Origin of the sequence: Sphingobacterium sp. BIGb0165, assembly GCF_024810095.1 — a bacterium.
In the GTDB taxonomy this organism is placed as follows: domain Bacteria; phylum Bacteroidota; class Bacteroidia; order Sphingobacteriales; family Sphingobacteriaceae; genus Sphingobacterium; species Sphingobacterium detergens.
In genome coordinates, this window is sequence record NZ_JANUEB010000002.1 from 332,951 (window position 1) to 359,072 (window position 26,122).

At 40.1% G+C, this 26,122-nt stretch carries 21 protein-coding genes; 12 read left to right on the top strand and 9 right to left on the bottom strand.

From position 1 onward, the window contains the following. Positions 1-17 precede the first annotated feature (17 nt). From M2408_RS05150 to M2408_RS05165, 4 genes are all read right to left on the bottom strand, one after another. Entirely contained in the window at positions 18-1,688 is a 1,671-nt protein-coding gene (locus M2408_RS05150) for a glutamine--tRNA ligase/YqeY domain fusion protein (protein WP_259179881.1), read from the bottom strand. Between the two features lie 171 nt (positions 1,689-1,859). After that, a complete protein-coding gene (locus tag M2408_RS05155) occupies positions 1,860-2,507 on the bottom strand; it encodes a carbonic anhydrase (protein ID WP_259179882.1) in 648 nt (215 codons plus the stop codon). An 87-nt stretch (positions 2,508-2,594) separates the two neighbouring features. Beyond that, positions 2,595-4,130, bottom strand: a complete 1,536-nt coding sequence (locus tag M2408_RS05160; RefSeq protein WP_259179883.1) for a SulP family inorganic anion transporter — start codon at positions 4,128-4,130, stop codon at positions 2,595-2,597. Positions 4,131-4,312: 182 nt separating this feature from the next. Further along, positions 4,313-4,648, bottom strand: a complete 336-nt coding sequence (locus M2408_RS05165; RefSeq protein WP_223581658.1) for a hypothetical protein — start codon at positions 4,646-4,648, stop codon at positions 4,313-4,315. Between the two features lie 170 nt (positions 4,649-4,818). Here M2408_RS05165 and M2408_RS05170 point away from each other — a divergent pair, with 170 nt between their 5' ends. The 3 genes from M2408_RS05170 to M2408_RS05180 all read left to right on the top strand — a co-directional run bounded on the left by M2408_RS05170 (position 4,819) and on the right by M2408_RS05180 (position 8,263). After that, a complete protein-coding gene (locus M2408_RS05170; RefSeq protein WP_259179889.1) occupies positions 4,819-6,360 on the top strand; it encodes a DUF853 domain-containing protein in 1,542 nt (513 codons plus the stop codon). Between the two features lie 134 nt (positions 6,361-6,494). After that, on the top strand, positions 6,495-7,406 hold the full coding sequence (locus M2408_RS05175) for a sugar phosphate nucleotidyltransferase (RefSeq protein ID WP_120260289.1): 912 nt from the start codon (positions 6,495-6,497) through the stop codon (positions 7,404-7,406). Positions 7,407-7,585: 179 nt separating this feature from the next. Continuing rightward, positions 7,586-8,263: a TIGR02117 family protein gene (locus M2408_RS05180; protein ID WP_259179892.1), complete on the top strand. Its 678-nt coding sequence runs from the start codon at positions 7,586-7,588 to the stop codon at positions 8,261-8,263. 133 nt (positions 8,264-8,396) lie between these two features. On the opposite strand, the gene dnaK is transcribed toward M2408_RS05180, so the two are convergent. The 3 genes from dnaK to M2408_RS05195 all read right to left on the bottom strand — a co-directional run bounded on the left by dnaK (position 8,397) and on the right by M2408_RS05195 (position 13,990). Further along, positions 8,397-10,301 carry a molecular chaperone DnaK gene (gene dnaK / locus M2408_RS05185; RefSeq protein WP_120260287.1) on the bottom strand — a complete coding sequence of 635 codons (1,905 nt, stop codon included), beginning with the start codon at positions 10,299-10,301 and terminating at the stop codon, positions 8,397-8,399. A gap of 133 nt (positions 10,302-10,434) precedes the next feature. Beyond that, on the bottom strand, positions 10,435-11,313 hold the full coding sequence (locus M2408_RS05190; RefSeq protein WP_259179894.1) for a GLPGLI family protein: 879 nt from the start codon (positions 11,311-11,313) through the stop codon (positions 10,435-10,437). Further along, a complete protein-coding gene (locus M2408_RS05195) occupies positions 11,306-13,990 on the bottom strand; it encodes an outer membrane beta-barrel protein (protein WP_259179896.1) in 2,685 nt (894 codons plus the stop codon). The genes M2408_RS05190 and M2408_RS05195 overlap by 8 nt, the downstream gene beginning before the upstream one ends. Positions 13,991-14,128: 138 nt before the next feature. Here M2408_RS05195 and M2408_RS05200 point away from each other — a divergent pair, with 138 nt between their 5' ends. Beyond that, positions 14,129-14,683, top strand: a complete 555-nt coding sequence (locus tag M2408_RS05200; RefSeq protein ID WP_259179898.1) for a thioredoxin family protein — start codon at positions 14,129-14,131, stop codon at positions 14,681-14,683. 93 nt (positions 14,684-14,776) lie between these two features. Here the strand turns inward: M2408_RS05200 and M2408_RS05205 are convergent, their stop codons facing one another. Next, the gene (locus M2408_RS05205; protein WP_259179899.1) at positions 14,777-15,403 is read right to left on the bottom strand and encodes an ankyrin repeat domain-containing protein; all 627 of its coding nucleotides are present in this window, start codon (positions 15,401-15,403) and stop codon (positions 14,777-14,779) included. Between the two features lie 253 nt (positions 15,404-15,656). On the opposite strand from M2408_RS05205, the gene M2408_RS05210 reads away from it, so the two are divergent. The 3 genes from M2408_RS05210 (at position 15,657) to M2408_RS05220 (ending at position 18,250) form a co-directional block, all read left to right on the top strand. Next, entirely contained in the window at positions 15,657-16,019 is a 363-nt protein-coding gene (locus M2408_RS05210) for an MmcQ/YjbR family DNA-binding protein (protein WP_259179901.1), read from the top strand. A gap of 146 nt (positions 16,020-16,165) precedes the next feature. Further along, entirely contained in the window at positions 16,166-17,308 is a 1,143-nt protein-coding gene (locus M2408_RS05215; RefSeq protein ID WP_259179902.1) for a PCMD domain-containing protein, read from the top strand. A gap of 165 nt (positions 17,309-17,473) precedes the next feature. Continuing rightward, positions 17,474-18,250 (top strand): porin family protein, encoded by a 777-nt coding sequence (locus M2408_RS05220; protein ID WP_259179905.1) that lies wholly within the window; start codon positions 17,474-17,476, stop codon positions 18,248-18,250. Between the two features lie 137 nt (positions 18,251-18,387). On the opposite strand, the gene M2408_RS05225 is transcribed toward M2408_RS05220, so the two are convergent. Next, the gene (locus M2408_RS05225; protein WP_259179907.1) at positions 18,388-19,350 is read right to left on the bottom strand and encodes an isopenicillin N synthase family oxygenase; all 963 of its coding nucleotides are present in this window, start codon (positions 19,348-19,350) and stop codon (positions 18,388-18,390) included. Between the two features lie 279 nt (positions 19,351-19,629). Between M2408_RS05225 and M2408_RS05230 the strand changes: the two genes are divergently transcribed. The 5 genes from M2408_RS05230 (at position 19,630) to M2408_RS05250 (ending at position 26,088) form a co-directional block, all read left to right on the top strand. Then, the gene (locus M2408_RS05230; protein ID WP_120260278.1) at positions 19,630-20,070 is read left to right on the top strand and encodes a MarR family winged helix-turn-helix transcriptional regulator; all 441 of its coding nucleotides are present in this window, start codon (positions 19,630-19,632) and stop codon (positions 20,068-20,070) included. A 40-nt stretch (positions 20,071-20,110) separates the two neighbouring features. Then, the gene (locus tag M2408_RS05235) at positions 20,111-22,540 is read left to right on the top strand and encodes a 3-hydroxyacyl-CoA dehydrogenase/enoyl-CoA hydratase family protein (protein WP_259179908.1); all 2,430 of its coding nucleotides are present in this window, start codon (positions 20,111-20,113) and stop codon (positions 22,538-22,540) included. A gap of 44 nt (positions 22,541-22,584) precedes the next feature. Continuing rightward, the gene (locus M2408_RS05240) at positions 22,585-22,935 is read left to right on the top strand and encodes a four helix bundle protein (RefSeq protein ID WP_259179909.1); all 351 of its coding nucleotides are present in this window, start codon (positions 22,585-22,587) and stop codon (positions 22,933-22,935) included. A 62-nt stretch (positions 22,936-22,997) separates the two neighbouring features. Further along, positions 22,998-24,173, top strand: a complete 1,176-nt coding sequence (locus M2408_RS05245; RefSeq protein WP_120260275.1) for an acetyl-CoA C-acyltransferase — start codon at positions 22,998-23,000, stop codon at positions 24,171-24,173. A 133-nt stretch (positions 24,174-24,306) separates the two neighbouring features. Beyond that, positions 24,307-26,088, top strand: a complete 1,782-nt coding sequence (locus M2408_RS05250; RefSeq protein ID WP_259179913.1) for an acyl-CoA dehydrogenase family protein — start codon at positions 24,307-24,309, stop codon at positions 26,086-26,088. Positions 26,089-26,122: the final 34 nt, after the last annotated feature.

Sequence of the window (26,122 nt, forward strand, 5' to 3'; positions counted from 1 at the left end):
TTTATGTAATCGTTTATTTATCCATTTTTCTTCACTTCTTTCCCCCAAGAATCTTTCAACGTAACTGTACGGTTAAAGACTAGATGTTCTGGAGTAGAATGTGTGTCTAATGTAAAATAGCCTAAACGTATAAATTGATACCCTTTTCCAGGTGTTGCAGTAGCCAGATCTGGCTCAATATAGGCACGTTCAATCACATGCAAACTTTCAGGATTGATAGAATCTTTGAAGTTTTCAGCTGCTGCAGGGTTTTCATCATTGAACAACCTGTCGTATAATCTTACTTCAGCTTCCTTAGCATGAGGAACAGAAATCCAATGGATTGTTCCTTTTACTTTTAATCCGGATGTATCTTCACCTGATTTGGAATTAGGTACGTAGGTACAATGTACTTCTGTTACCTTTCCATTTTCATCTTTGATGAAATCGTTGCAGGTAACGATATAAGCGTGTTTTAGACGAACGGAAAGTCCTGGACCGAGACGGAAGAACTTTTTTGGAGCGTCTTCCATAAAATCTTCACGTTCTATCCAAAGTTCTTTGGAAAAAGGGATGATCCGAGCGCCTTCACCGCCTTCAACTTCGGGGTTATTCTCACCGACTAAATCTTCCACTTGACCATCCGGATAGTTTGTGATCACTAATTTGATCGGATCAAGCACAGCCATTCTACGCCAAGCAGTTTTGTTGAGATCCTCCCGGATACAAAACTCCAACAGACTGACGTCGATCATATTTTCACGTTTTTGAACACCTATCTTATCGCAGAAGTTACGAATACTCGCCGGTGTATATCCCCTTCTTCTCAAACCAGAGATTGTCGGCATACGTGGGTCATCCCAGCTTTCAACAAATTTATCATTGACCAATTGCAATAATTTACGCTTGCTCATGACCGTGTATGTCATGTTTAAGCGTGCAAATTCATATTGTTTGGAAGGGAAAATTTCCAATTTATCGATACACCAATCATAAAGAGGACGGTGTGGGATAAATTCAAGAGTACAGATCGAATGTGTGATTTTCTCAATTGAATCCGATTGACCATGTGCAAAATCATACATTGGGTAGATGCACCATTGATTGCCTGTCCGGTGATGGTGGGCATGTTTGATGCGGTATAACAAAGGATCACGCAGGTGCATATTTGGACTAGCCAAATCTATTTTTGCACGAAGCACTTTCTCGCCATCCTTATATTTCCCAGCTCGCATATCTGCGAATAGGGTCAGATTTTCGTCTATAGATCGGGCGCGGTAAGGTGTCGGAACACCTGGTTCTGTGGGCGTACCTTTTGCTGCTGCAATTTCTTCCGCTGTACTATCGTCCACGTACGCTAAACCTTTTTTTATGAGCTCAACAGCGTAGCTGTAAAGTGTTTCAAAATAATCCGAAGTATATAATTCTTCCGCCCACTGGAACCCTAGCCATTGAATATCTTTCTTGATGCTTTCAACATACTCGGTATCCTCAGTGACAGGGTTGGTGTCATCAAAACGTAGATTAGTCTTGCCGTTATACTGCTGTGCTAATCCAAAATTTAAGCAGATGGATTTGGCGTGACCAATGTGGAGGTAACCATTTGGCTCAGGAGGAAAACGTGTCAATACACGTCCGCCATGTTTTCCTGTACGAAGATCTTCTTCGACAATTTCCTCGATAAAATTTAATGATTTTTCTTCACTCATAATACAAAGTTAATTATTAGAAGCGAGATATTAGCTAGGAGATGATAGATATTCAGCTTAGTCTGAGCAGGTAATCACCCGAAAAATACTTGCCCTGGTTGCGACTGCTGGCGCAGCGATTACTTGAAATAAAAAAGGGACGAAGATCCGTCCCTTTTTACCGATTTGTTACTATTTGAAAGCGAACACCTTTCCAAGGGATTCATTGCTTGTAAATGTACAGCTTTGATCAATCAATTGACCTGTTCCGATATTGATTACCATACCATGCACAGCAAGTGCCTGTCCATTTTTCCATGCATTTTGAATGATGGAAGTAGAACAAAGATTAAAAACCTGTTCTTTGACATTGAGTTCAACTAAGCGGTCTACTTTCTTTTCGTTATCTTCGATGTTATCAATCTCTTCGCTATGTAAACGGTATACATCTTTGATGTGACCTAACCAGTTATCAATGATACCATATTGATTGCGACTTAAAGATGCAGCAACCCCACCACAACCATAGTGTCCAGCTACGATGACCTGTTGTACTTTTAATACATTGACGGCATAATCTAGAACACTTAATAAACTCATGTCTGAGTGGATAACCATATTGGCGATATTACGGTGCACGAAAACCTCACCTGGTTTTGTACCGGTCAACTCGTTGGCTGGTACACGGCTGTCTGCACAGCCGATCCAAAGAATTTCAGGATTTTGACCTTTTGCAAGTTGTTGGAAACGTCCTGTGGTATCATTTTTTACAAAATCCATCCATTCCTGATTTCCCTTAATAATATTGTCAAATCCTGTTTTTAAATCTTTATTTTCCATATTCCTTTTTTAATATCACTTTGCTCTAGAGCTCTTTTTCGATAAAATAATACAAATTTCCTAGTTTATTGTTTACTAGAAACAACTTTATTTTTTATAAACGACCTGTAAAAGTTCGATCTCCTTGCCTTTACTTTTTGCGTTCTGTTCAAAGTCTTTAATGACTTCGATAACATCCTTGTCGATAAATTTACTGAATGTCCCATCGATACGGATCTTACTGACTGATTTTGGTAAACTATATAGTTTCTGCTGGATAGGAACCTTGTTCAAAAATGAAACTTCCTCTGCTAATACAATGACAGCCTTATCCTCTTCGTTGTCCTTTTCAATATTATATTTAAAAGCATTTTTCATATTTGCTCTTAGAATATAGAATGTAGCCACAACGATTCCAATTCCAACACCCATTAATAGGTCGGTAAATACGATAGCGACAATAGTTACAAAAAACGGAATGAATTGATCCAGACCTTTTCGATACATTGAGGTAAATAAGCTTGGTTTAGCCAATTTATACCCTGTATGTAATAGTATTGCGGCAAGACATGCTAGCGGAATCATATTTAACATTGTCGGAATAGCCAACATGGCAACGAGTAACCAGATACCGTGTAGGATTGCAGACTGTCTGGTCTTTCCACCAGCATTGACATTGGCTGATGACCGTACAATAACAGAGGTTAATGGCAACCCGCCCAGGAGTCCACTTGTCATATTACCGATCCCCTGAGCGACTAATTCGCGGTTGGTCGGTGTATTGCGTTTATAGGGATCGATCTTGTCTACTGCTTCAATACTCAATAGGGTTTCCAAGCTAGCAATAATGGCAATGGTAAATGCCGCTATCCAAACATCTTTATTGACGATTTGGGTGAAGTCAGGTAATGTGAATAAACCTGTAAACTCTGCAAATGACCCTACAATTGGCACGAGTACAAATTGTTTATCGTGTAATTGAAAAAAGGAGCCATTAAAAAGATAAGCCAAAGCGACACCTACAATAACGACTACCAGCGGAGCGGGCACTTTATTCAATTTAGGGATTGCTGGCCAAAAGATCAGAATGGCTAACGATAGGGCACAGATAATCAATGCACCAAAATTGATGGCTGAGGCAACGGTGTCAAAATATGCACCTATACCGTGCCCATTGTCCAGTTCAAAAGCGTGTGTTTCGATCAATCCCAAAGCCAAAGGGATTTGTTTCATGATAATGGTAATACCGATAGCAGCCAACATGCCGACGATAACTGCGGAAGGGAAATAATTTCCGATCATACCCGCTTTTAGAATACCGAGAACCACTTGTACGACACCTGCGATGACAACCGCAAGGAGAAAGGTTTCATAGGCGCCTAGGCTCTGGATAGCCCCTAGAACAATAACTGTGAGGCCAGCAGCTGGCCCACTGACACTGAGTGGTGATTTACTGATTGAAGCAACAACGATTCCACCAATTACACCAGTCAATAATCCTGCAAACAATGGCGCACCTGAGGCCATTGCAATTCCCAAACATAATGGAAGTGCCACCAAAAACACCACAACACTAGCAGGGAAATCATATTTTAAGTCTCTTTTCGAAAGTTTCAGAAAAGCCGACGTACGAGTTCCAAACATAAAATTTGTGTTTATCTGTATAATAAATCTTCCTGATGCCAACTACGACAATAGCAATAGATACCAAATTGAAGGGTATTAAATGCCAAGAAGCATTGTACTTTCAGAAGAAATCAATAAGAAACCGCATACTGGGATTCAGCATGGGGATAATTTGAATACATCCCATAGGGATGCCTTTATTAACAGTTAGGAGGCGGCGTTGGAACCGTAGGATGGAAAGCTAAAATGCTTTTCTCGTTTTTAAGGTAATTCTTTTGTTTTCCTTGGTTCTCAACAATGATAGTCTCGAATACAATGGGTTCGTCTGTTTTTGTATTGAAAAATTTTGAGGCAGTTTCAAGCGTGTCAGTGCTTGCGCCATTATTGTTCTCGATTTCTATTTGTAAAACAATTTGTAAAATGGTATTCTGATCCAAGCTATTGGAAAAAATAGGCGATATAGAGATGGCCATCTTTGTGAAAAAGATGATCGCACATAAGAATGCTGCCACAAATCTAAATCTCTTATTTAACATTTTTTAGTACCTTTAATGGTATTGTTTTACATGGTAAAAATAGCAATTCTATGTTAATTTCAAATTAAAAGTGCATAAAAAATGAATTTTGGCACGAAATTGTGACGAAAAGATTATTTTTTGTAGAGTTTTCAATATCATTTATGAACTATAAATATTAAGCCTTTTCTATGGCAAATAAAGAACAATTTATCGAGAAGGTTCAAGCTTCTTATAACCCCAAGGGGGCTTTTATATATTTGGGAGCGGGTATTTTGAATGGTGAAATTTTGGCGGATGCAAAGGTCAATCTAGCGCTGAAAATGATGAATCGCCACGGGCTTATTGCCGGTGCAACAGGGACAGGTAAAACTAGGACGCTACAATTGATAGCCGAGCAATTATCAGATGCATCTGTACCAGTATTTATGCTGGATGTAAAAGGTGATCTATCTGGTCTTGCTGTACCGGGAGTGACAAATCAAGCGCTGTTGGATCGTGGAAATGCGGTAGGAGTGCCCTTCGAGCCAGCGAGCTTTCCTGTAGAGCTCTATTCCCTGTCTGGAAACAAAGGAATTCCGATGCGCATTACGATCGATGATTTTGGGCCTGTCTTGTTGGGGAGGATCCTGGAATTGAATGAAACACAGACTGGGGTTTTGGCAGCAATGTTTAAATACGCGCAGGATCATCAGATGCCATTAATAGACTTTACAGATACCAAAAAGCTGCTAACCTATCTTTCTGACGGTCCCGGAAGCGAGGAAATCAAAAATGACTATGGTAAGATCAGTTCCGCAAGTTCAGGAACGATTTTGCGTAAGATCGTCGCCTTAGAGCAACAGGGGCTAGCACATATCTTTGGAGAGAAGGAATTTGACATCAATGATTTATTTCAGAAAGTTGACGGAAAGGGTATAATCAGTTTACTGAACATTTCCGATGTACAGGATCAGCCGGTACTCTATTCTACATTTTTGTTGAGCCTGCTCGCTCAACTGTTTAAGAATATGCCTGAAGTAGGGGATTTGGATCAACCAAAATTGGTGTTTTTCTTTGACGAGGCACATCTTCTTTTTAACGGAGCTTCCAAAGCCTTTTTAACTCAGGTGGATCAGATTATCCGTCTTATCCGCTCCAAAGGAATCGGTGTGTTTTTCTGTACACAATCTCCGACAGATGTTCCGGAATCGGTATTGGCCCAATTGGGAAATAGGGTGCAACACGCTTTGCGGGCCTTTACACCTAACGATGCCGAAAACCTAAAAAAAACAGTGAAAACCTACCCCAAATCAGATTTCTATGAGATTGATCAGATTTTGACCTCCTTGGGTACAGGTCAGGCCTTAATTACGGTATTGAATGATAAGGGTATTCCTACGGAAGTCGTGGCAACTCATCTAGTACCAGCCCGTGCTGTAATGGGCCCTGCAGACGATGCGACAATCAATCAGATTATTAATCAATCGGACTTAAAGACAAAATATCAGGAAAGACAGGAAAATCGTTCTGCGGCTGAGATGATCGATGAGAAAATGCAGGTGGCACAACAGGAAGAACAGCGTGCAGCTGCAGAAAAAGAGGCGGCCAAAGCTGATCGACCGACATCAAGAAGGCAGACGCCATTAGAAGCTGCGCAGCGTACTGCGACAACGACACTCGCAAGAGAAGGAGTCAAGCTTTTAGGGAAATTAGCAACCGGTCTATTGAATGCATTCTTAAAAAAGAAATAACACAAATTTATTGATGATTTTCGTCCCGATACACTATTTTTAGACAGTGATCAGCACTTAGCTAAATTTGCTTTTAAGGGCAAATTTAGCTAAGTTTGCGGACGAAACGAAAGTTCTATTAACGCAATTTAAATATGAGTAAACCAACCCTTTTGATTTTGGCAGCAGGAATGGCTAGCCGGTATGGTTCTTTAAAACAAGTAGATGGTTTTGGCCCACACGGCGAGACAATTATTGACTATTCAATCTATGATGCCATTCGTGCAGGATTTGGAAAAGTTGTATTCATTATTCGGGAAGAATTCCTGGAGAAAATGAAAGAAGTTTTTGATAAAAAATTGGAAGGTAAAATAGAAGTTGATTACGCTTTTCAAGATTTTGATTTAACGAAATTTGGCGTGAATCACGTCATTGAAAGAACGAAACCTTGGGGTACAGCACATGCTGTCATGAGCGCTAAGGATAAAGTAAATGAACCATTCTGTGTAATCAATGCAGACGATTTCTATGGTTCAGATTCTTTTGACAAAATGGCGAAGTTTTTAACCACCGAAGTATCAGATCAACAAATGTCGTTGATGGGCTTTCAGGTCGGTAATACAATGTCTGATTACGGTTATGTATCACGTGGTGTCTGTGAAGTTAGCCCAACAGGACAAATGGACAGCGTCACAGAGCGTACAAACATCTATTACAAAGGTGAGGGTGACGATCGTAAAATCGTTTATGAGGAAAACGGCGTTGAAAACGATTTAGATCCAGAAACACGTGTATCGATGAATTTTTGGGGTTTTACGCCAAAAATCTTTGAAGTAGCACAAGCGATGTTTCCAGCTTTTGTTGAAGAAAACAAAGAGAACTTGAAAGCGGAATTCTTTATTCCTTCAGTTCCAGATTATATGGTGAAACATAAACTGGCGGATTTCAAAGTAATCCCGACATCATCGAAATGGTTTGGTGTAACTTATAAAGAAGATAAACCTATCGTTCAAGAATCAATTTCAAAATTGGTTGCCGATGGTGTATATCCTGAAAAGTTATTTTAAGAGCTAAGAGAAATAGCTTATATTGAACCTGTATTGTTTAACAATACAGGTTTTTTTGTGCTTAACAGTGCAGCTACTGTGGATAGGGGAAGTGTTGTTCTTTCAGGAGACGGAGGTATTGGGAGCAGCTAAGATTAAACCGATACATTAGATTATGATAGAAAAGCGAATTATTTTAAATGAAAAAAATACTTAAGGTGTTAGGGTATATTATTTTAGGAATTATTGGGTTTTGTGTTTTATATATTGTTGCTGAGTATTGTCTGTCGCGACTTTCGGCATCATCCAAAGAGGCCTCGAAGGATCAGACGATTCAGGTATTTGTCAAATCCAACGGTGTGCATACTGATATTGTTTTGCCGGTCATCGTGAAAGAGATGGATTGGTCTAACGTATTTCCTTATGCCAACACGGTGGGAAAAAAAGCCGGTTATCAATATATGGGTATAGGCTGGGGGGACAAAGGATTTTATTTGGATACCCCGGAATGGAAAGATCTCAAAGCATCAACGGCCTTTACGGCGGCCTTTGGATTGGGGCAGTCTGCAATACATGTGACCTACTATAATTCCATTCGGGAGAATGAGCTATGTTTTGGGTATAAAATAAATGAGGAACAGTATCGTGCACTCGTAAAGTATATCTATGATTCTTTGGATTTGCATGAAGGTAAACCTATATTGGTTGAGACGGATGCACAATACGATGATGCAGATGCCTTTTATGAAGCCAAAGGAGCATATAGCATGTTCTATTCCTGTAATACCTGGACAAACAATGCTTTGAAGAAGGCAGATATGCCAGCCGGAGTTTGGGCGACGTTGGATAAAGGAATATTGAGCCATTATCGGAAATAGCTGAGCTTATTAGATTCTTCTGGGCAATTGCTATAGCTAAGCAGCTCTTTTGCGCGCCTAGAGGAGATGTTTCTTATAAACAAAAAAGCTCCGGGTTATCTACCCGGAGCTTTTTATTTATCAGCAGGAGTGATTATTTCACTTCTTCGTAATCTACGTCAGTTACGTCATCACCACCTTGGTTTCCACCTTGTGCTTGACCAGCATCTCCTTGAGGTTGTTGTGCACCACCTTGAGAAGCAGCGTACATTTCTTCAGAAGCAGCATTCCAAGCATTTTGTAATTCTTCAGAAGCTGAATCAATATCTGCAAAGTTTTTCGCTTCGTATGCAGCTTTTAATTTCGTTAAGCCAGCTTCAATAGGAGCTTTCTTATCTGCAGAAATTTTGTCTCCATATTCTTTCAATTGTTTTTCAGTTGAGAAGATTAAGGCATCAGCTGCATTTACTTTGTCAGCTTCTTCTTTCATTTTTTTATCAGCATCAGCATTTGCTTCAGCTTCTTCTTTCATACGTTTGATTTCGTCATCAGATAAACCTGAAGATGCTTCAATACGGATGTTTTGCTCTTTACCAGTTGCTTTATCTTTTGCAGATACTTTGATGATACCATTGGCATCAATATCAAAAGTAACTTCAATTTGAGGCACACCACGAGGTGCTGGTGGAATATCGTTCAAATGGAAGCGGCCGATTGTACGGTTTTGACTTGCCATTGGACGCTCACCTTGTAAGATGTGGATTTCCACAGATGGCTGATTGTCTGAAGCTGTTGAGAATGTTTCCGATTTTTTAGTCGGGATCGTTGTATTCGCTTCAATCAATTTAGTCATTACACCACCCATTGTTTCGATACCCAATGAAAGTGGAGTTACATCCAATAATAAAACGTCTTTTACTTCACCAGTCAATACACCACCTTGGATTGCAGCACCTAAAGCAACAACTTCGTCAGGGTTTACACCTTTAGAAGGCTCTTTTCCGAAGAAAGCTTTTACGGCATCAACGATTGCAGGGATACGTGTAGAACCACCTACTAAGATAATTTCGTCGATATCTGATTTGCTGAAACCGGCGTTTTTCAATGCAGATTCACAAGGAGCAATTGTTCTTTTGATCAAGTCAGCTGCCAAAGCTTCAAATTTAGCACGTGATAATGAACGAACTAAGTGTTTTGGACCAGTAGCATCTGCTGTGATATATGGTAAGTTGATCTCAGTAGAAGTCGCACTTGATAATTCAATTTTAGCTTTTTCAGCAGCTTCTTTCAAACGTTGCAATGCCATTGGATCTTTTTTCAGATCAAAACCATTGTTTTCATTTTTAAATTCTTCATTCAACCAGTTGATGATTACGTTATCGAAGTCATCACCACCTAAGTGAGTATCACCGTCAGTAGATTTTACTTCAAATACACCATCACCTAATTCCAATACGGAAACGTCATGTGTACCACCACCACAGTCAAACACAACGATTTTCATATCTTTGTGCGCTTTATCTAAACCGTAAGCTAAAGCAGCAGCAGTAGGTTCGTTGATGATACGTTTAACAGATAAACCAGCGATTTCACCAGCTTCTTTTGTTGCTTGACGTTGTGCGTCGTTGAAGTATGCAGGTACTGTGATGACAGCTTCAGTTACTTCTTGACCTAAGAAGTCTTCAGCAGTTTTCTTCATTTTTTGAAGAATCATTGCAGAGATTTCTTGTGGAGTATATTTACGATCGTCGATTTCTACGCGTGGTGTATTGTTATCACCTTTAACAATGTTATAAGGTACGTGTTCAGCTTCTTTTATTGCCTCATCATATGAAAGTCCCATAAAACGTTTAATAGAATAAATAGTTTTATGTGGATTAGTAATTGCTTGACGTTTAGCTGGGTCACCCACTTTACGCTCACCACCTTCTACGAAAGCTACAATGGAAGGAGTGGTACGTTTACCTTCGTTGTTCGTAATTACTACAGGCTCGTTACCTTCCATTACGGCAACACATGAGTTTGTAGTACCTAAGTCAATTCCTATAATTTTAGACATATCTTGTATTTTAATTTTTTTACTTAAATAAATTCTATCACTCTATTATCAACCCTTATGCCAATCCGAAAGTTTTGTAAAAAAATCACTATTTGTCATCAATTTGTCGTTAGGTACTGCCAAACTGACATTTTCAATAGACAAGTTGCTCCAAGATTCGTTTTTTTGCTGACTCATTTTGACGATTGCGTGGCATATATCTGCCAAAGAGCGCTGTAAATTCTTCCAGTTTCATCTGTTTTGATTTTTTGTCCCGCCAATCTGTGGGGACGAGGTTATTGGTATAGGCGATATTTGTTGCCCAGTATTGGATATGCATCTCGGGTATGACCAGCCCCAATATCATTCCCGGAAGACCATGGCTCAAAGCCGGTCCTGCTGACACTGGTATTTCTTCGGCATAATAAGCAATCAAGTAGAGAGAATCTTTGGTCGCTCCATTCACCCTTCGGCAGTTGATGCCGGCGATATTGCGAAATTCCTCCGTAAAGCGCCAAGTGATACTATCCAACGTTTCAGAAAGCAAATATTTCTCATCGATATCGAGCTGGATATCGGCCTTTCCAGCTTTTAAGTCCTGGTAGAGCACTTTTCCATTTTTGCTGGCTCCACCTCTGAGCATAACACGTTGGTTCCCTCCACCTCGCGCCCCCCCTTGATTTCTACCCCCACGGCCACTTGCAGTGATACTTGGCGCACGCATTTTGCCTTCTCCATTCTGCTTTTCGGTACTTGCACTTTCTTCGGGCATAAGAACGGTCGCGTTCTCATCAAAGTAGAAGTTCAGTCGATCTGTATGCGAGTCCGGCATTTTATCTAGGTGCTCCATGAAGTCTATTCCCCGACCCATCATTTTTGAGTTCATGTCATTGGACATTTGTCGCATGCGGGCTTTTGTATACGTCACCTTGTCAAAACTAATGGTACCCCTATTACCAAAATAGGCGTATTGTGCCTGCAGAGATAATCCGGTTAGACAAAATATAATAATGGTCAAATATGTTCTAATCATTGCTTTTTCCTAAATATTTATTGAAATCCCATTTGACTCCAACTAAAAAATACTGCGTCAATACCTGTTGGGTGGATTCTGAATAATTGGTATCACTGCCATTCCGGCGTGTATTATTAAATGTATTAAAGAGGTCAAAAGCCTTAAGGCTGACTGTAAGACTTTCATCTTTCAATACCTTTTTTTCCAGCTCTAAATTGGTGTAAAATTGATTAATTGATTTCTTGTAGAGCTTGGTAGGGCCGGTGTAACTATAATAAACGTTGGTCATAATGTTGAATTTCTTCGGTAGAAAATATTTGATATATCCCGAAGCCCCACCTTCAAAGTTTGTTGCGTTATATTGTGTGTTGATCGAATTTTGCTGTGCGTTAAGACCTGCATTCAAAGATATGTCAAAATCAAATCCTTCTGAATCTTGTTCATTTAAACTCGAGCCTAGGCCGAATGAGGTGTTTTTTGAATTGTTCAAGAGAAACTCACCTTGAGATTGACCACTTTCAAATTTTGTGTAGCTGTAACTATTGTTGTATCGGATATTTGCACTTTTATTGAAGTTAATACGACGATTGGCCAGGGGTTGCATATGATTGATGTTTAATCCACCATTCCAGTTTGATTTACCCGATAAATTTTCATAGCTACTGATCTGGGCCGAATTCTCCATGACTGTTGTCTTATTGACAATTGGGTTATTGACAAAAGAGAAATTTCCGTTAATATTAATGTTGGTTCCCTTCAATAAACTGAATGCATTATAATTTGCCGAGATGTTATTGTTGACAGCCCGTTTAAGGTCAGGGTTACCGATCTGTTGAAACAATGGGTTGGTCTGCGGTTGCAGTGGTTGTAACTGATCAAAGGAAGGAATGATATTCGAACTCTGGTAGGCCAGTCGGATATTTTTGCTGTTTGAAATCCGGTAATTGGCATCAAAGTTTAGATTGTTGTCCCAAAAATTTCTCGAAAGGTTTATATCCCGGTCACTATCGCTTAACTTTTGATTTTTGTAGAATGTGCGGTTGGAGAGATTGACCTCAAATTTATCCTTCCGATAAGACAAATGGACATTAACTCCCTGGTTGGTATTATTGTCAATCTGATTTTTAGAGTATAAGGGATCTTTCTCTTTAGTTTCTATGTCTGTTGATATCTGTTCATTCCTGTTGTTTGACTGATTGAAGCTGTAGCCCAAAGCTAAATTCATGGCGTCATTTAGCCTGTTATTGAAATTCAATGAAGTAGAAAAGTTATTGCCTTTGTTATTACCCCTTCTATTTTGGTTAATACGCGTGGTATCATTGCTCTGATGGATAATTGTTTCTGAGTTAACCTTGCTGTCCGAAGTTGATTCATTATAGTTGTTTCCAACCATTAGATTCAATGAGCTGCCGGCTTTGAGTCTTTTTCTATAGTTCAGGCGAAAATTATTGCTTTGGCTCGAAGTATTCGATTCATTTTTCTCATTAAAGGAACTAACAGCAGCACCGGCACCATCTTTGGTGGCACTTTCCGACTGACTTAAACTGAAATTATTTGACCAATTTCCGTTGGTCTGTAGTTCTATATTTTGAGTTGAATCCAGTCTCATGGAGAGATTGGATCTGACGCCATTGCTTCTTGCGCTATTTTCGTTGTAATTTTTGCTGTTTCGTTCTAAGATCGAGTTATCGGGGAGGATGTTTTTGTTGTAATTTTCCGATTGATTTTTGTTGCTGCTGTTATTGTAATTATAATTCGCATTTACCTTTAAAGCCTTTTTGAGAAACTGGTTTTCGTAGTTAGCGCCGAGAGATGTGTTCAGTGGTTGCCCGGTGATCTGGTTGTTCATCCGCAAAGAGCCTTCACGACTATTAGAGCTCCCCATATTATTGTGATTGGCGGTGATGCCAATCCGTTCCGTCTGATTGAATTTGGCTGCAAACAAATTTCCAGTGTAGAGCTCCTTGGTACCACCTAATAGCTCAGCATTTCCGAAGATACCCTTTCTCGCCTTTTCTTTTAATACCACATTGACGGTCTGAATACGTACACCGTCATCTATACCCGAAAGTTCGGCCTCTTCTGATTTTTTCTCATACAATTGTACTTTGTCTACTGCATCGGCCCGTACATTCCGTATGGCAATTTTAGGGTCATAACCAAAAAATTCTTCGCCATCAATAAAGACTTTCTGTACTGCTTTACCCTGAGCGGTGATATTTCCATCTCCAGACACTGTGAAACCTGGCAATCGTCGAAAAAGATCTTCGAGCTTTGCGTTTTTCTCGGTTGCAAAACTTGCTGCATCATATTCTATTGTGTCTCCCTTGAGTGTAATGGGCAGTCTACGTGTAATGATAACTTCTTCAAGAACATTTTTTTGCGAATTGATTTTAATGTCGTTGAGGTCGATTTCCTTATCCTTAATGTCGATGGTGTCACTATAAAGTTCAAACTTTGGGTAGGTGGCTAAAAGTATATAGCTTCCTGGTTTAATATTTTTGATCAGAAATTTCCCCTCCTCATTGGCTCTGTTAAAATATCGGAGCACAGAGTCTTTATTCAACAGGATGATTGAGGCATTGGTCAATGGCTTATTGTCAGCTTTGTCTAAAATTTTCCCCTTTATGCTTGTCTGGGAATAAGCTGTGCTGATAACAAAAAATAATAGGAATAATTGAATTAATCTTTTCATTTACTGGTTGTATGTGCCAAAGATAATTTAGTTAATTGTTAATAAATGTGAAATTATTGTCAAGGAGTGTAAAATCTTTGGTATAGAGATTTTTGACAAAGTAGGATCTAAAAATTACCTTTGCACAAAATTGATGTTATGACGTTTGAAAATTATTTGCAACAATTCGAAGATATATTGAATCATCCTGAAAATCACCCCACCTATCAGGATGACGAGTACTATCAATACACTAAAATGAACTGGACAAGGATGAGCCGTTGGTTAAAACGTTTTGAACCAAATGAGGCTTTTCAACAGTTTATTGACACGATTTCGGAACGACAACAATGGATCATTATTACGGAGCCTTGGTGTGGCGATGCGGCACACGCTGTCCCAATGCTGGCTAAGATGGCGGCCCAAAATCCCAATATTACTGTCGATATCCAGTTGCGTGATAGCGCTCCCTTTTTAATAGATTCGTATTTAACAAACGGCGGGAAATCAATCCCGATTCTAGTAATCCGAAATCAGGATGGTGCAGATTTAGCTGTTTGGGGACCACGGCCAAAGGGCTGTCAAGACCTATTCTTGAGCTTGAAGGAACAAGGGAAAGATTTCTCTGATATTAAAGAAGAGATTCAAAAATGGTATAATACGGATAAGGGAACGGAGATCCAAAAGGAGATTCAGGCGCTTTTGCAGAAATAGAAGAAAGGTGATAAAAAGGAAGAACTAGATTCACTTGATTTGGTTCTTCCTTTTTGCTATTTTTTCTATAGAGGTTTATTTTCGAAAATCCAGCTATTGTTTTATACTGCTCTTTGCCTCGAGTAGTGTTACAATTTTATTAAACCCTCTTTTTCTTGCATGCTGGAGCGGTGTTACACCTTCATTGTCGGCGATATTTTTATCGCTGTTGGCGTCCAGTAGTATCTGGACAATATCCATATATTTTTGACTGCCATCTCCAAGTATAATTGCCTCTAATAGCGCGGTCCAACCCAGTCTATTGATATGGTCGATAGGGAACCCTTTTGTATTAGCCAATAGTCTTACAGTCTCCACGTGACCGCGTTCGCAGGCCGGAATAAGTGCTGTACCATTGTACCGATTGAAAATCTTGAAATCTGCACCGTGATCGAGGTAAAGTTTAACCAGTTCAGTATAGCCCAAAGCACCAGCGTATAAAAAGGGGCTGTCTAGGATATTGTCCTGCTGATTCACATTCGCACCATATTGAATAAGTAATTTCGCCATAGCGAGGTCTTTCTTCTCTGTGGCGATCAACAACAGCGGTTTTGAATCTTTGCCTTTTTGGTTTGCACTAGCTCCATTGTCCAATAGTGTTTTTACGGTGCTGATCTGGCCCTTGGAAACGGCTTCAATGATGTCGTTCGGTGCGATATTGTCTTGATTTGTTGTGTCCATACTTTTGCACTGTACTGAAAGTGTTGATATGATAACAAGCAACACTATCTTAATGTATAAATTTTTCATTTTGAGGAATGAGTTAATAATCTTTATTATTCATTTTAGTTTCTTTGTATTCGCTTTTTGATATACTACAAATTTAGGTACAAAAAAAGCGGTTGTTTTGTTAGATTTATATTGATTATTGTCAAATTTATATATAAATCTAACTGTTAGTAGTTGAAAATGAGCGAACTTAAATTAAGAAGATATGAATATTGAAGATCTAAGAGATTATTGTTTGTCCATTGGGCCAGTTACAGAGGAGACGCCTTTTGGGCCAGATACTTTGGTGTTTAAGGTTGGGGGTAAGATATTTTTATTGGTCGGATTAGATCAGGTCGATATGCTGCGATTTAATGTAAAATGCGATCCAGAGAAAGCGGTGGAACTCAGGGAAAGATATGATCAGACTGTATTTCCGGGGTATCATATGAACAAAAAGCACTGGAATACCGTCATTGCGAATCGGGAACTGAATGATCGGGCGCTGGAAGATCTTGTGTTGCACAGTTATAGCCTGATTGTTGAAAGTTTGCCAACTAAAGTTAAACAGGAAATAAAAGGTAGTTAATATCCTTCTGAAGTGTAAAGAATTAGTTGCTTTGAAGGAAAAGGTGATAGAAATGACTTTTCTTGGGGGCTATAATAGTAGCTTTGCGGTCATTTCAATGCCTAATCGAAAGCATTGGGAGTATATTTACACTAATACTATTTTTTATGAAACAAAGACGAATTTACCCTTGGGTAATTTGTTTTATGCTACTTTTTAGTCTGGGGAGTTGCATAAAAGAAGAAGCATTAAATGCTGAGGCGGATATTGAAGGAGCTACTATTGCTCAGAGTGACCAGTTTTTAAAGAGAAAACCTTCCATTGATAATAATACAGTTGTTTTTTCTCTAAAACGTTTCACGGGAAGTTATGTGCAGTCGCCTGAATTTGTATTAACTCCAGGAGCGACAATAGAGCCGAAAAGCGGAACCCAACTTGATTTTACTGAACCACAGAAATACACGGTTACTTCGGCGGATGGAGCTTGGTCCAAGACCTACACTGTTTCATTTGTTATTGATGAAGGCGCAGATTTGTATTCAGCGTTTGAATATGCTGAAGTGGTAGATACCGATAGTCCTGAAGGACACTACCATAAATTTTATGAATTAACAAAACTTGGACAGAAGACATATAGCTGGGCCACCGCAAATGATGGCTATAATATTCTGGCTGAAACACTTTTGGAGGAAGGAGAGGAATTGGTTCCCAGTTTTTATCCAACATCCCAAATTGCCGACGGGTATATTGGTAAAGGTGCGCGGCTTGTGACTAAGAGTACAGGCTCTTTAGGTGGGATTTTCGGCACACCTCTGGCTGCTGGTAATTTGTTTTTAGGGGCATTTCAAACAACTTTTCCGACGATCAAATCTCCTCGTTTTGGCATATTGTATGAGGAAAAAGCTGCACCATTAGCTATAAAGGGATTTTTTAAATATAAGGCGGGTGAAAAATTTGTTGTCAATAATAAGCCATCATCGCTTACCAAGGATACCTGGGATGGTTATGCGCTGTTATTTGAAAGAGCTCTACCACCCAATGACGACTTTTTGTCGGGTGACCATGGCTTTGTTGACAAGCGAATAGTCGCAATAGCACGGGTCGGAGCCAAAGAACAGATCGAGACTAACGAGTGGACCGTATTTAGCTTACCCTTTTCTTTTGTAAATGGCAAATCATTTGACCCCAATAAAGAATATATGTATACGATTGTGTTCAGCTCGAGTAAAGAGGGAGATAAATTTAACGGCGCCGCGGGAAGTACATTGCTTATTGATGAAGTTGAACTAGTCGTCGATGATGCCAAATAGTCATTGGTCCATATGTTGAATACAGCAATGTGGTGTAAATGCTGTGCGCAATTTTAAATTGCTAATTAGGTGAATTTTTACAAGAATGCTTGTGTGGGGAAGAGCAGGTTCTAAGATATAAGCTGCTGATTTCTGAAGACGAACATACATCAAAGGAATATTTTAATGAACAAAATACTTTATATAATAGCTGTTTTCATGATGGCGACCGGTTATGTGCAGGCTCAAAATGGTCTCTCAAGCCGTAATCCGAATTTTTTTAATACAGATATTGACTACTCTGTGCAGGCACAATTCAGTATCGGTGGTAGTAGCCCATTGGGCCTTCCGAAGACAATACGCAAAATCGAAAGCTACAATCCCGGGTTACAGGTAGGCCTGGAGGCAAATGCCACAAAGTGGTTGCCGGGAGATAAACGATGGGGAATTCGTACGGGAATTCGTTTTGAGACGAAGGGAATGAAGACCGAAGCCCGTGTGAAAAATTATCTAACCGAGATTGTAAAAGATAATTCAAAAGTGAAAGGATATTATACTGGAAAGGTAGAGACCAACGTACAAAACACCTATCTTACATTGCCCGTTTTAGCTGTTTACAAATTGTCGGATCATTGGAATTTATATGGAGGGTTTTACTTCTCGACATTGCTGGATAATACATTTGATGGAAATGTATCGGATGGATATTTGAGACAAAATACTCCGGTAGGAACGAAAATTACATTTGAAGAAGGGAGCCAAGCTTCTTATGACTTCTCTGATAATATCCGGAAATTTCAATGGGGAACGCAACTTGGAGCGGAGTGGAAGATGAACAGACATTTCAAATTGTTGACAGATCTTACCTACGGTTTTAATAATATTTTAGAAAAAGATTTTACCTCCATAGATTTTGGTATGCATAATATCTACCTTAATGTAGGATTTGGATACAATTTCTAACAAAAACGGATCGTATACCATCCGATAATAGTCTCATTATTTTATACCTCAATTTCATTAGGATAAAATAAAAACAGTCCGTTAGTAATCAAACTAACGGACTGTTTTTATTTAAGGCTTAAACGAAGCGACTCGTACTACATTTTTAAACCGATCTCTCTCAATCTTTCATCCAGATACTCACCTGCGGTATAGTCTTCATAGGCCTTTGGATGAGCTCCGTCAATACAAGAGTCCAACGAAGCTAAGCTCATAGAAGATTTTGGATGTAAAAAGAAAGGAATCGAAAAGCGGGAAGTACCCATTTTTTCACGCGGAGGATTGACTACACGGTGAGTTGTTGACTTCAGTTTGTTGTTGGTCAAACGCTGCAACATATCTCCCACGTTGATGACAATATCTTCGCCCTTCGCTTTGATCGGGAACCATTGACCATCTTTTGTTAAGACTTCTAGTCCATCTGCGCTAGCACCAATTAATAGTGTAATCAAATTGATGTCTTCATGAGCACCTGCACGTACGGCGTCAGGAGCTAATGCGTCTGGATCTGCAATTGGGAAATAATGGATCGCACGCAAAATTGAGTTACCATTGATCACAAATTTCTCAAAATAACTTTCTTCAAGATCTAAGTAAGTGGCAATAGCTTTTAACAGTTCACGACCTGTGTCTTCTAGTTTTTTATAAACTTCAGCCGTTACACCATTAAAGCGCGGTATTTCTTCCACTTGAGGATTGTCTGGAAAGTCAGCTTTTGAATATTCTTCACCAACGATAGTTTGACCACGTTGCCAAAATTCTTTTAGATCTGGTGTTTTAGCATCTTTCGCTTTTTCTCTTCCCTTAGCCGTATATCCACGTTGGCCCGCAAGTTCAGGAAATTCATACTTTTCTTTTGTTTCAGTTGGTAAACCAAAGAATTCTGGAACGACCTGATATAATTCCTCAATTAATTCTTTTGATAAACCATGGTTTGCAATCGTTACAAAGCCTGTCTCGTTGAAAGCCGTGCCAATATCCTGAATGAATTGATTTCGTTGTTCTTGGGTTCCTTGTGTGTAATGTAACAAGTCCAAGCGAGGTATGTTTACTAAAGCCATACGAAGTTGATGTTTGTTTAGGACAAATTTAACGCAATTAATTTTGAATATTATACATTGATTGTTAATAAAAGTTTTATGTTTTACTTTATTTCGCTGTGTGTCAGTTGTTAAAAGTTTTCCACAATGGGGGCTTTGGTCATAAAAGTGCAAGAAATACACTTGTTAGAAGGTGCTGGGCGATAATTCATAAAAATTACATTTTCTAGTTTGTTATTCTAATTCTTAACTATTATATTTGTTATGCAAGCATAATAATAAATCGCTTGTGATTACGCTATGGACCAAAATCAGACAATCGACTATTTTTTAAAAACAGGTTGGCAAACGATTGCCAATAAATATAATCAAATTGCTTCGCAGTATGGCTTTACCCAGGCTGCTGGTTATATTTTAATCAATATCCATAAAGAGGGTACACCTGTTTCTCAGATTGCGAATTTGACGGGGGTCAAAACAACGAGTTTGTCCCGGGTGTTAAATAACTTAGAATCCTTAGGGTTCATTTACAGGGAGACCAGCGAAACGGATAAACGCTCTGTAAAGGTGTATCTGACAGATCTGGGCCGGGAGAAAAGAAGAATAGCCAAGGATGTGGTACGCAACTTTAATCAGTACCTCGCTGATAATTTTTCGGAAAATGAACGTGATCAATTGATTGCTTCTTTGGCTAAGCTCAATGAGCTGGCGACCAGTTATAAGGAAGAAGTGATCGTATAGAAGTTAAACCAAATGTACGGATGTGCATGATAAATATGTTATGATGAACAGAAATATTAGAAAAGTGGCGGTTCTCGGTTCGGGTGTTATGGGCTCGCGAATTGCTTGTCATTTTGCTAACATTGGTGTCGAGGTTTTGTTGTTGGATATTGTTCCCCGCGAACTGCTGCCAGCAGAACAAGCTAAGGGTCTAACGTTAGAGAGTAAGGCCGTTCGGGATCGGATTGTCAATAGTTCGTTAGAGACTGCATTAAAGACAAATCCTTCACCAATTTACAGCAAATCATTTGTAAAACGTATCAAAACAGGAAATTTTGATGATAACCTCCAAGATATCGCGCAAGTGGACTGGATCATTGAAGTGGTTGTAGAGCGCTTGGATATTAAAAAATCTGTTTTTGACCGAGTAGAACAGTTTCGTAAGCCAGGTACATTGATTACTTCCAATACTTCTGGTATTCCTATTCATCTCATGACAGAGGGACGTAGCGAAGATTTTAAAGATCATTTTTGTGGGACACACTTCTTCAACCCGCCGCGTTATCTACCTTTATTGGAGGTAATTCCGACGCCGCATACCAAGCGAGAGGTTGTCGATTTCGTTCTTCATTTTGGCGATAAGATGTTAGGGAAGACAGTAGTTCTATGTAAGGATACCCCAGCATTTATCGGTAACCGGATTGGTGTTTATTCGATGTTGGCGGTGACTCATCTGGTCGAGCCTTTGGGTTTGACAGTGGAGGAAGTGGATAAATATACAGGCCCCGCGATGGGACATCCTAAATCAGCAACTTTCCGTACTGCGGATGTTGTAGGTCTTGATACCTTGGTGAATGTGGCCAATGGGCTGGCACAGAATGCGCCCGAAGATGAAGCCAAAGGTGTCTTCCAGCTTCCTGCCTTTATCAGTAAGATGGTTGAAAATAAGTGGTTAGGTGAAAAAACAAAAAAAGGATTTTACGAAAAGGTAAAAGCCGCCGATGGTAATTCTGAAATTCTTTCCCTAAATCTTAAAACATTAACATTTGGCTCGCAACAAAAAGTTAAGTCAACAACCTTAGAGGCTACAAAACCAATTGAAGATATTCGGAAGCGGATGAAAGTCTATGAACAGGGAACAGACAAGGCCGCGGAGCTTTTCCGTGCCATGCACTATCCATTGTTTGAATACGTTTCACGCCGTGTTCCTGAGATTACAGATGATTTCTTCCGTATTGACGATGCGATGCGTGCTGGCTTTGGTTGGGAACTCGGGCCATTTGAAGTATGGGATGCTTTAGGTGTGCGTGAGACCTTGGCTAAGATTAAGGCTGAAGAGAAACGGTTGCCGGGCCAGGATGGTGAGGTTGCATCCTGGGTGCACGAAATGTTGGATTCGGGACATGAGTCTTTCTATAAAATAGAAAATGGCGTTCGCCATTATTATGATATTGCATCCAAATCTTACAAAGCTATTCCTGGAACAGAGGATTTGATTGTTTTGGATCATATCCGCGAAAGCAAAACAATTTGGAAAAATACAGGTGTTTCAATTATTGATCTCGGTGATGGAATTATCAATTGTGAGTTCCATACCAAAATGAACACGATCGGTGGCGATGTGATTCAGGGATTGAATAAGGCAATAGATCTTGCTGAAAAGGAATATCGTGGACTTGTGGTTTCCAACGACGGGAAGAATTTCTCTGCTGGAGCCAATATCGGAATGATTTTTATGATGGCTGTGGAGCAGGATTTTGATGAGTTAAATATGGCTGTTCGAGCCTTTCAAAATACTTCAATGCGCTTGCGTTACTCATCCATTCCGGTTGTCGTAGCACCATTTCAGATGACCTTAGGTGGTGGATGTGAATTTTCAATGCATGCAGATTTTGTGCAGGCTCACGCCGAAACCTATATGGGCTTAGTGGAATTGGGTGTAGGTGTGATCCCTGGTGGTGGCGGAACTAAGGAATTTGCATTGCGTGCTTCCGAAGAATTTAAAGATGACCAAATCGTTCAGAATACGTTAAAGGATAAATTCCTGACCATTGGTCAGGCGAAAGTCTCGACTTCTGCTTACGAGGCCTATGAACTGGGGTATCTACAAAAAGATAAGTTTGCGATCACGATGAACCGTGCACGCTTACTTGCCGATGCAAAGGCAAAGGCATTGGAGTTGGCGGATGACGGTTACGTGCAGCCTGCACCACGAAACGATATCAAAGTGTTGGGCAATCAAGGTTTAGGGATTGTATATGTGGGTGCATCATCGATGCGTGAAGGAAATTATATCTCCGACTATGACCGCAAAATATCGGAAAAACTAGGTTGGGTGATGTGTGGTGGCAACCTGTCATCGCCAACAGAAGTCTCTGAGCAGTACTTGTTGGATCTTGAACGTAAAACATTCCTCGAACTCTGTGCTGAGCGTAAAACACTTGAAAGAATCCAGTACATGTTGACAAAAGGAAAGCCTTTACGTAATTAGTATTGAGTAATGAGTAATGAGTAATGAGTATTGAGTATTGAGCAATGCATAAGTTTCAAGAATTAAAAGTATGGCAAAAGGCAATGGATATGACTGTCAGCATTTATAGCTGTACAGAAAATCTTCCGAATACAGAGAAATTCGGATTGATATCCCAAATCAGGAGAAGTACAATCTCTATTTGCTCAAATATTGCTGAAGGTGCAGGTAGAAATACAAAAGGCGAGTTTATACAATTTCTTGGAATAGCAAACGGCTCTGCTTATGAGTTACAGACACAGATTGAATTGGCTTATCGACTTACATTTTTAAATAAAGAAATTAAAGATGGATTGGTTGCGGAAATCGAAGAAATTGAAAAAATGCTATACAATCTTATAAAGTCTTTAAAATGAATGATAATTGAGTGGTGGTACTCAATACTGAATACCCACTACTCACTACTAAAATAAAAATAATGGAAGCATACATAGTAGCAGGATTTCGTACAGCAGTAGGTAAAGCGCCTCGAGGAGGATTTCGCTTTATGCGGGCTGATGATTTAGCATCAGATGTGATTAAACATCTTGTGTCCACTGTGCCGAATTTAAATAAAGAAGATATAGATGATGTCATTGTGGGCAATGCAATGCCTGAGGCAGAACAGGGGTTGAACATGGCACGTTTTATTTCCCTGATGGGGTTAGATACAGATAAGGTGCCTGGCGTCACTGTCAATCGGTATTGTGCCTCTGGATTGGAGACCATCGCTACGGCGGTTGCAAAGATCAAAACGGGGATGGCTGATGTCATTATCGCAGGAGGTGTTGAAGTGATGTCCGGAATGCCTTTCGGGGGCTGGAAGATTGTTCCCAACCCTGAGGTGGCCAAAGAGCATCCCGATTGGTATTGGGGTATGGGGCTGACTGCGGAGGCTGTCGCGAAAGACTACAATGTTTCCCGTGAAGATCAAGATGCCTTTGCACTTAAATCCAATCAAAAAGCAATAGCAGCTATTCAAAATGGTCATCTTAAAGATGGTATTGTGCCGATCACTGTCAAAGAAAACTATCTGAAAGACGGGAAGATCACGACACGTGAATATGTTGTAGATACCGATGAAGGACCTCGTGCAGATACATCCTTGGAAGCTCTGGGTAAGTTGAGACCTGTCTTCGCAGCCAATGGTTCAGTGACTGCAGGAAATTCATCGCAGACCTCGGATGGAGCAGCATTTGTGCTGGTCATGTCGGAGGCAAAAGTGAAAGAGCTAGGGGTTAAACCCATTGCCAAGTTGGTCAGTTTTGCTGTTGCAGGGGTGCCGCCACGGATCATGGGAATCGGACCAATCTATGCAATACCTAAAGCTTTGGAACGGGCTGGGCTTAAAAAAGAAGATATTGATTTATTTGAATTAAATGAAGCTTTCGCTTCTCAGTCTTTGGCTGTTATTCGTGAGTTGGGACTTGATGAGGAAAAAGTCAATGTCAATGGCGGGGCGATAGCCTTGGGACATCCGCTAGGCTGTACAGGAGCGAAGTTGACCGTGCAGGTTTTGCATGAATTGAAACGTCGTGGTAAAAAATATGGTATGGTGACCATGTGTGTGGGAACTGGTCAAGGAGCGGCCGGTATCTTTGAACTATTGGACTAAGTTCGAACACTAAAAATAACAGTATAAACCATTTTATTTGCTAATCTCATAGCGGGTAAAAATATTCAAAATATTGTGTAAACCTGGGTGGCCAAAAGCCAGCTCAGGGCTTGCACCTCAAATCTAAAAAACAATGAGCGAAAATAAAGCAATCAAAGGCGGTGAGTTCGTTATTAGAGAGACTCCCTATACAGCTATTTTTATCCCAGAGGAGTTTGATGAAGAAGCTAAAATGATTCGTCAGACCTGTTTGGATTTCTTAGATACAGAAGTGCTAAATAAGCTTGACCGTATTGACGCACAGGAAGAGGGATTGATGCCTAGCCTGATGGATAAAGCGGGTGAACTGGGAATGCTTGGGGTGTCGATTCCAGAAGAGTATGGTGGGTTTGGCAAGAACTTCAATACGTCGATGCTCGTAGCAGAGGCCGTAGGTGGAGGTTTTTCTTTTGCCGTCGCCTTGTCTGCACATACGGGTATTGGTACTTTGCCTATCCTTTATTATGGTAATGCGGAGCAGAAAGCGAAATATATTCCCAAGCTCGCCACAGGCGAATGGAAGGCTTCCTACTGTCTGACGGAACCAAATGCGGGATCGGATGCCAATTCTGGCCGCACTTCCGCAAAACTAAATGCTGAAGGAACCCACTATCTGATCAACGGTCAAAAAATGTGGATTACCAATGGTGGATTTGCAGATATCTTTATTGTATTTGCAAAAATCGATGATGATAAAAACCTGACAGCATTTATTGTCGAAAAAGATTTTGGTGGGATCACCATGAACCCCGAAGAGCATAAATTGGGAATCAAGGGATCCTCTACACGTCAGATTTTCTTTAATGATTGTCCCGTGCCTGTTGAAAACATGCTATCCGAGCGGGAAAATGGATTTAAGATTGCCGTAAATATCCTGAATATCGGAAGGATCAAACTAGGTGCTGCGACAAATGGTTCAGCTCGTATGGTGATCAATCATGCGGTTCAATATGCCAATGAACGTGTGCAGTTTAACTTGCCGATTTCTAAGTTTGGTGCCATTCGATACAAATTGGCGGAGATGGCGACACGTTTATTTGCTGTGGAATCAGCATCCTATCGTGCAGGTCAAAATATTGATGATGCCTATGAGGCATTGATTGCAGGCGGTATGGATGAAGCAAAAGCCAAATTGAAATCCGTTGAACAATTTGCGATCGAGTGTGCCATTATCAAAGTATGGTGTTCAGAGATGTTGGATTATGTGGTGGATGAAGGTGTGCAGATCTATGGTGGAATGGGTTATTCAGCTGATGCACCGATGGAGCGTGCTTATCGCGATTCACGTATCAACCGGATCTTCGAGGGTACTAATGAGGTGAATAGACTGCTTGTTGTAGATATGTTGTTGAAACGAGCCATGAAAGGTGAACTGGATCTGATGGGGCCAGCACAGGCGGTGGCAAGTGAACTGTTGGCTATTCCTGACTTCGGAGAAGAAGATGATACGCCATTCGCAGCAGAGAAGAAAATTGTCGCCAACCTCAAAAAAGCAGGCTTACTCATTGCTGGAGCTGCGGTTCAAAAGTTGATGATGTCGCTTTCAAAAGAAGAAGAGATCCTGATGAATATCGCAGATATTATCGGTTACGTATACATCGCGGAATCGGTACTGTTGCGTGCGGAAAAGCTTGTCCATACTGGTTCTGAAAAGGCCGAGTACGCGACAGATATGGCGAAGATCTATCTATATGGTGCGATTGATAAAATAAATGCTGCGGGTAAAGAAGCCCTGTATTCCTTTGGTGAAGGTGATGAATTGAATATGATGCTCGTTGGATTACGTAGGTTTACCAAGGCGCAGCCATTTAACATCAAAGATGCACGTCAGCGGATTGCAAAAAAATTAATAGAAGAAAATAAATATTGTTTTTGATTGATAATGATTATTGGTTTTGGTTGTGTGGCCG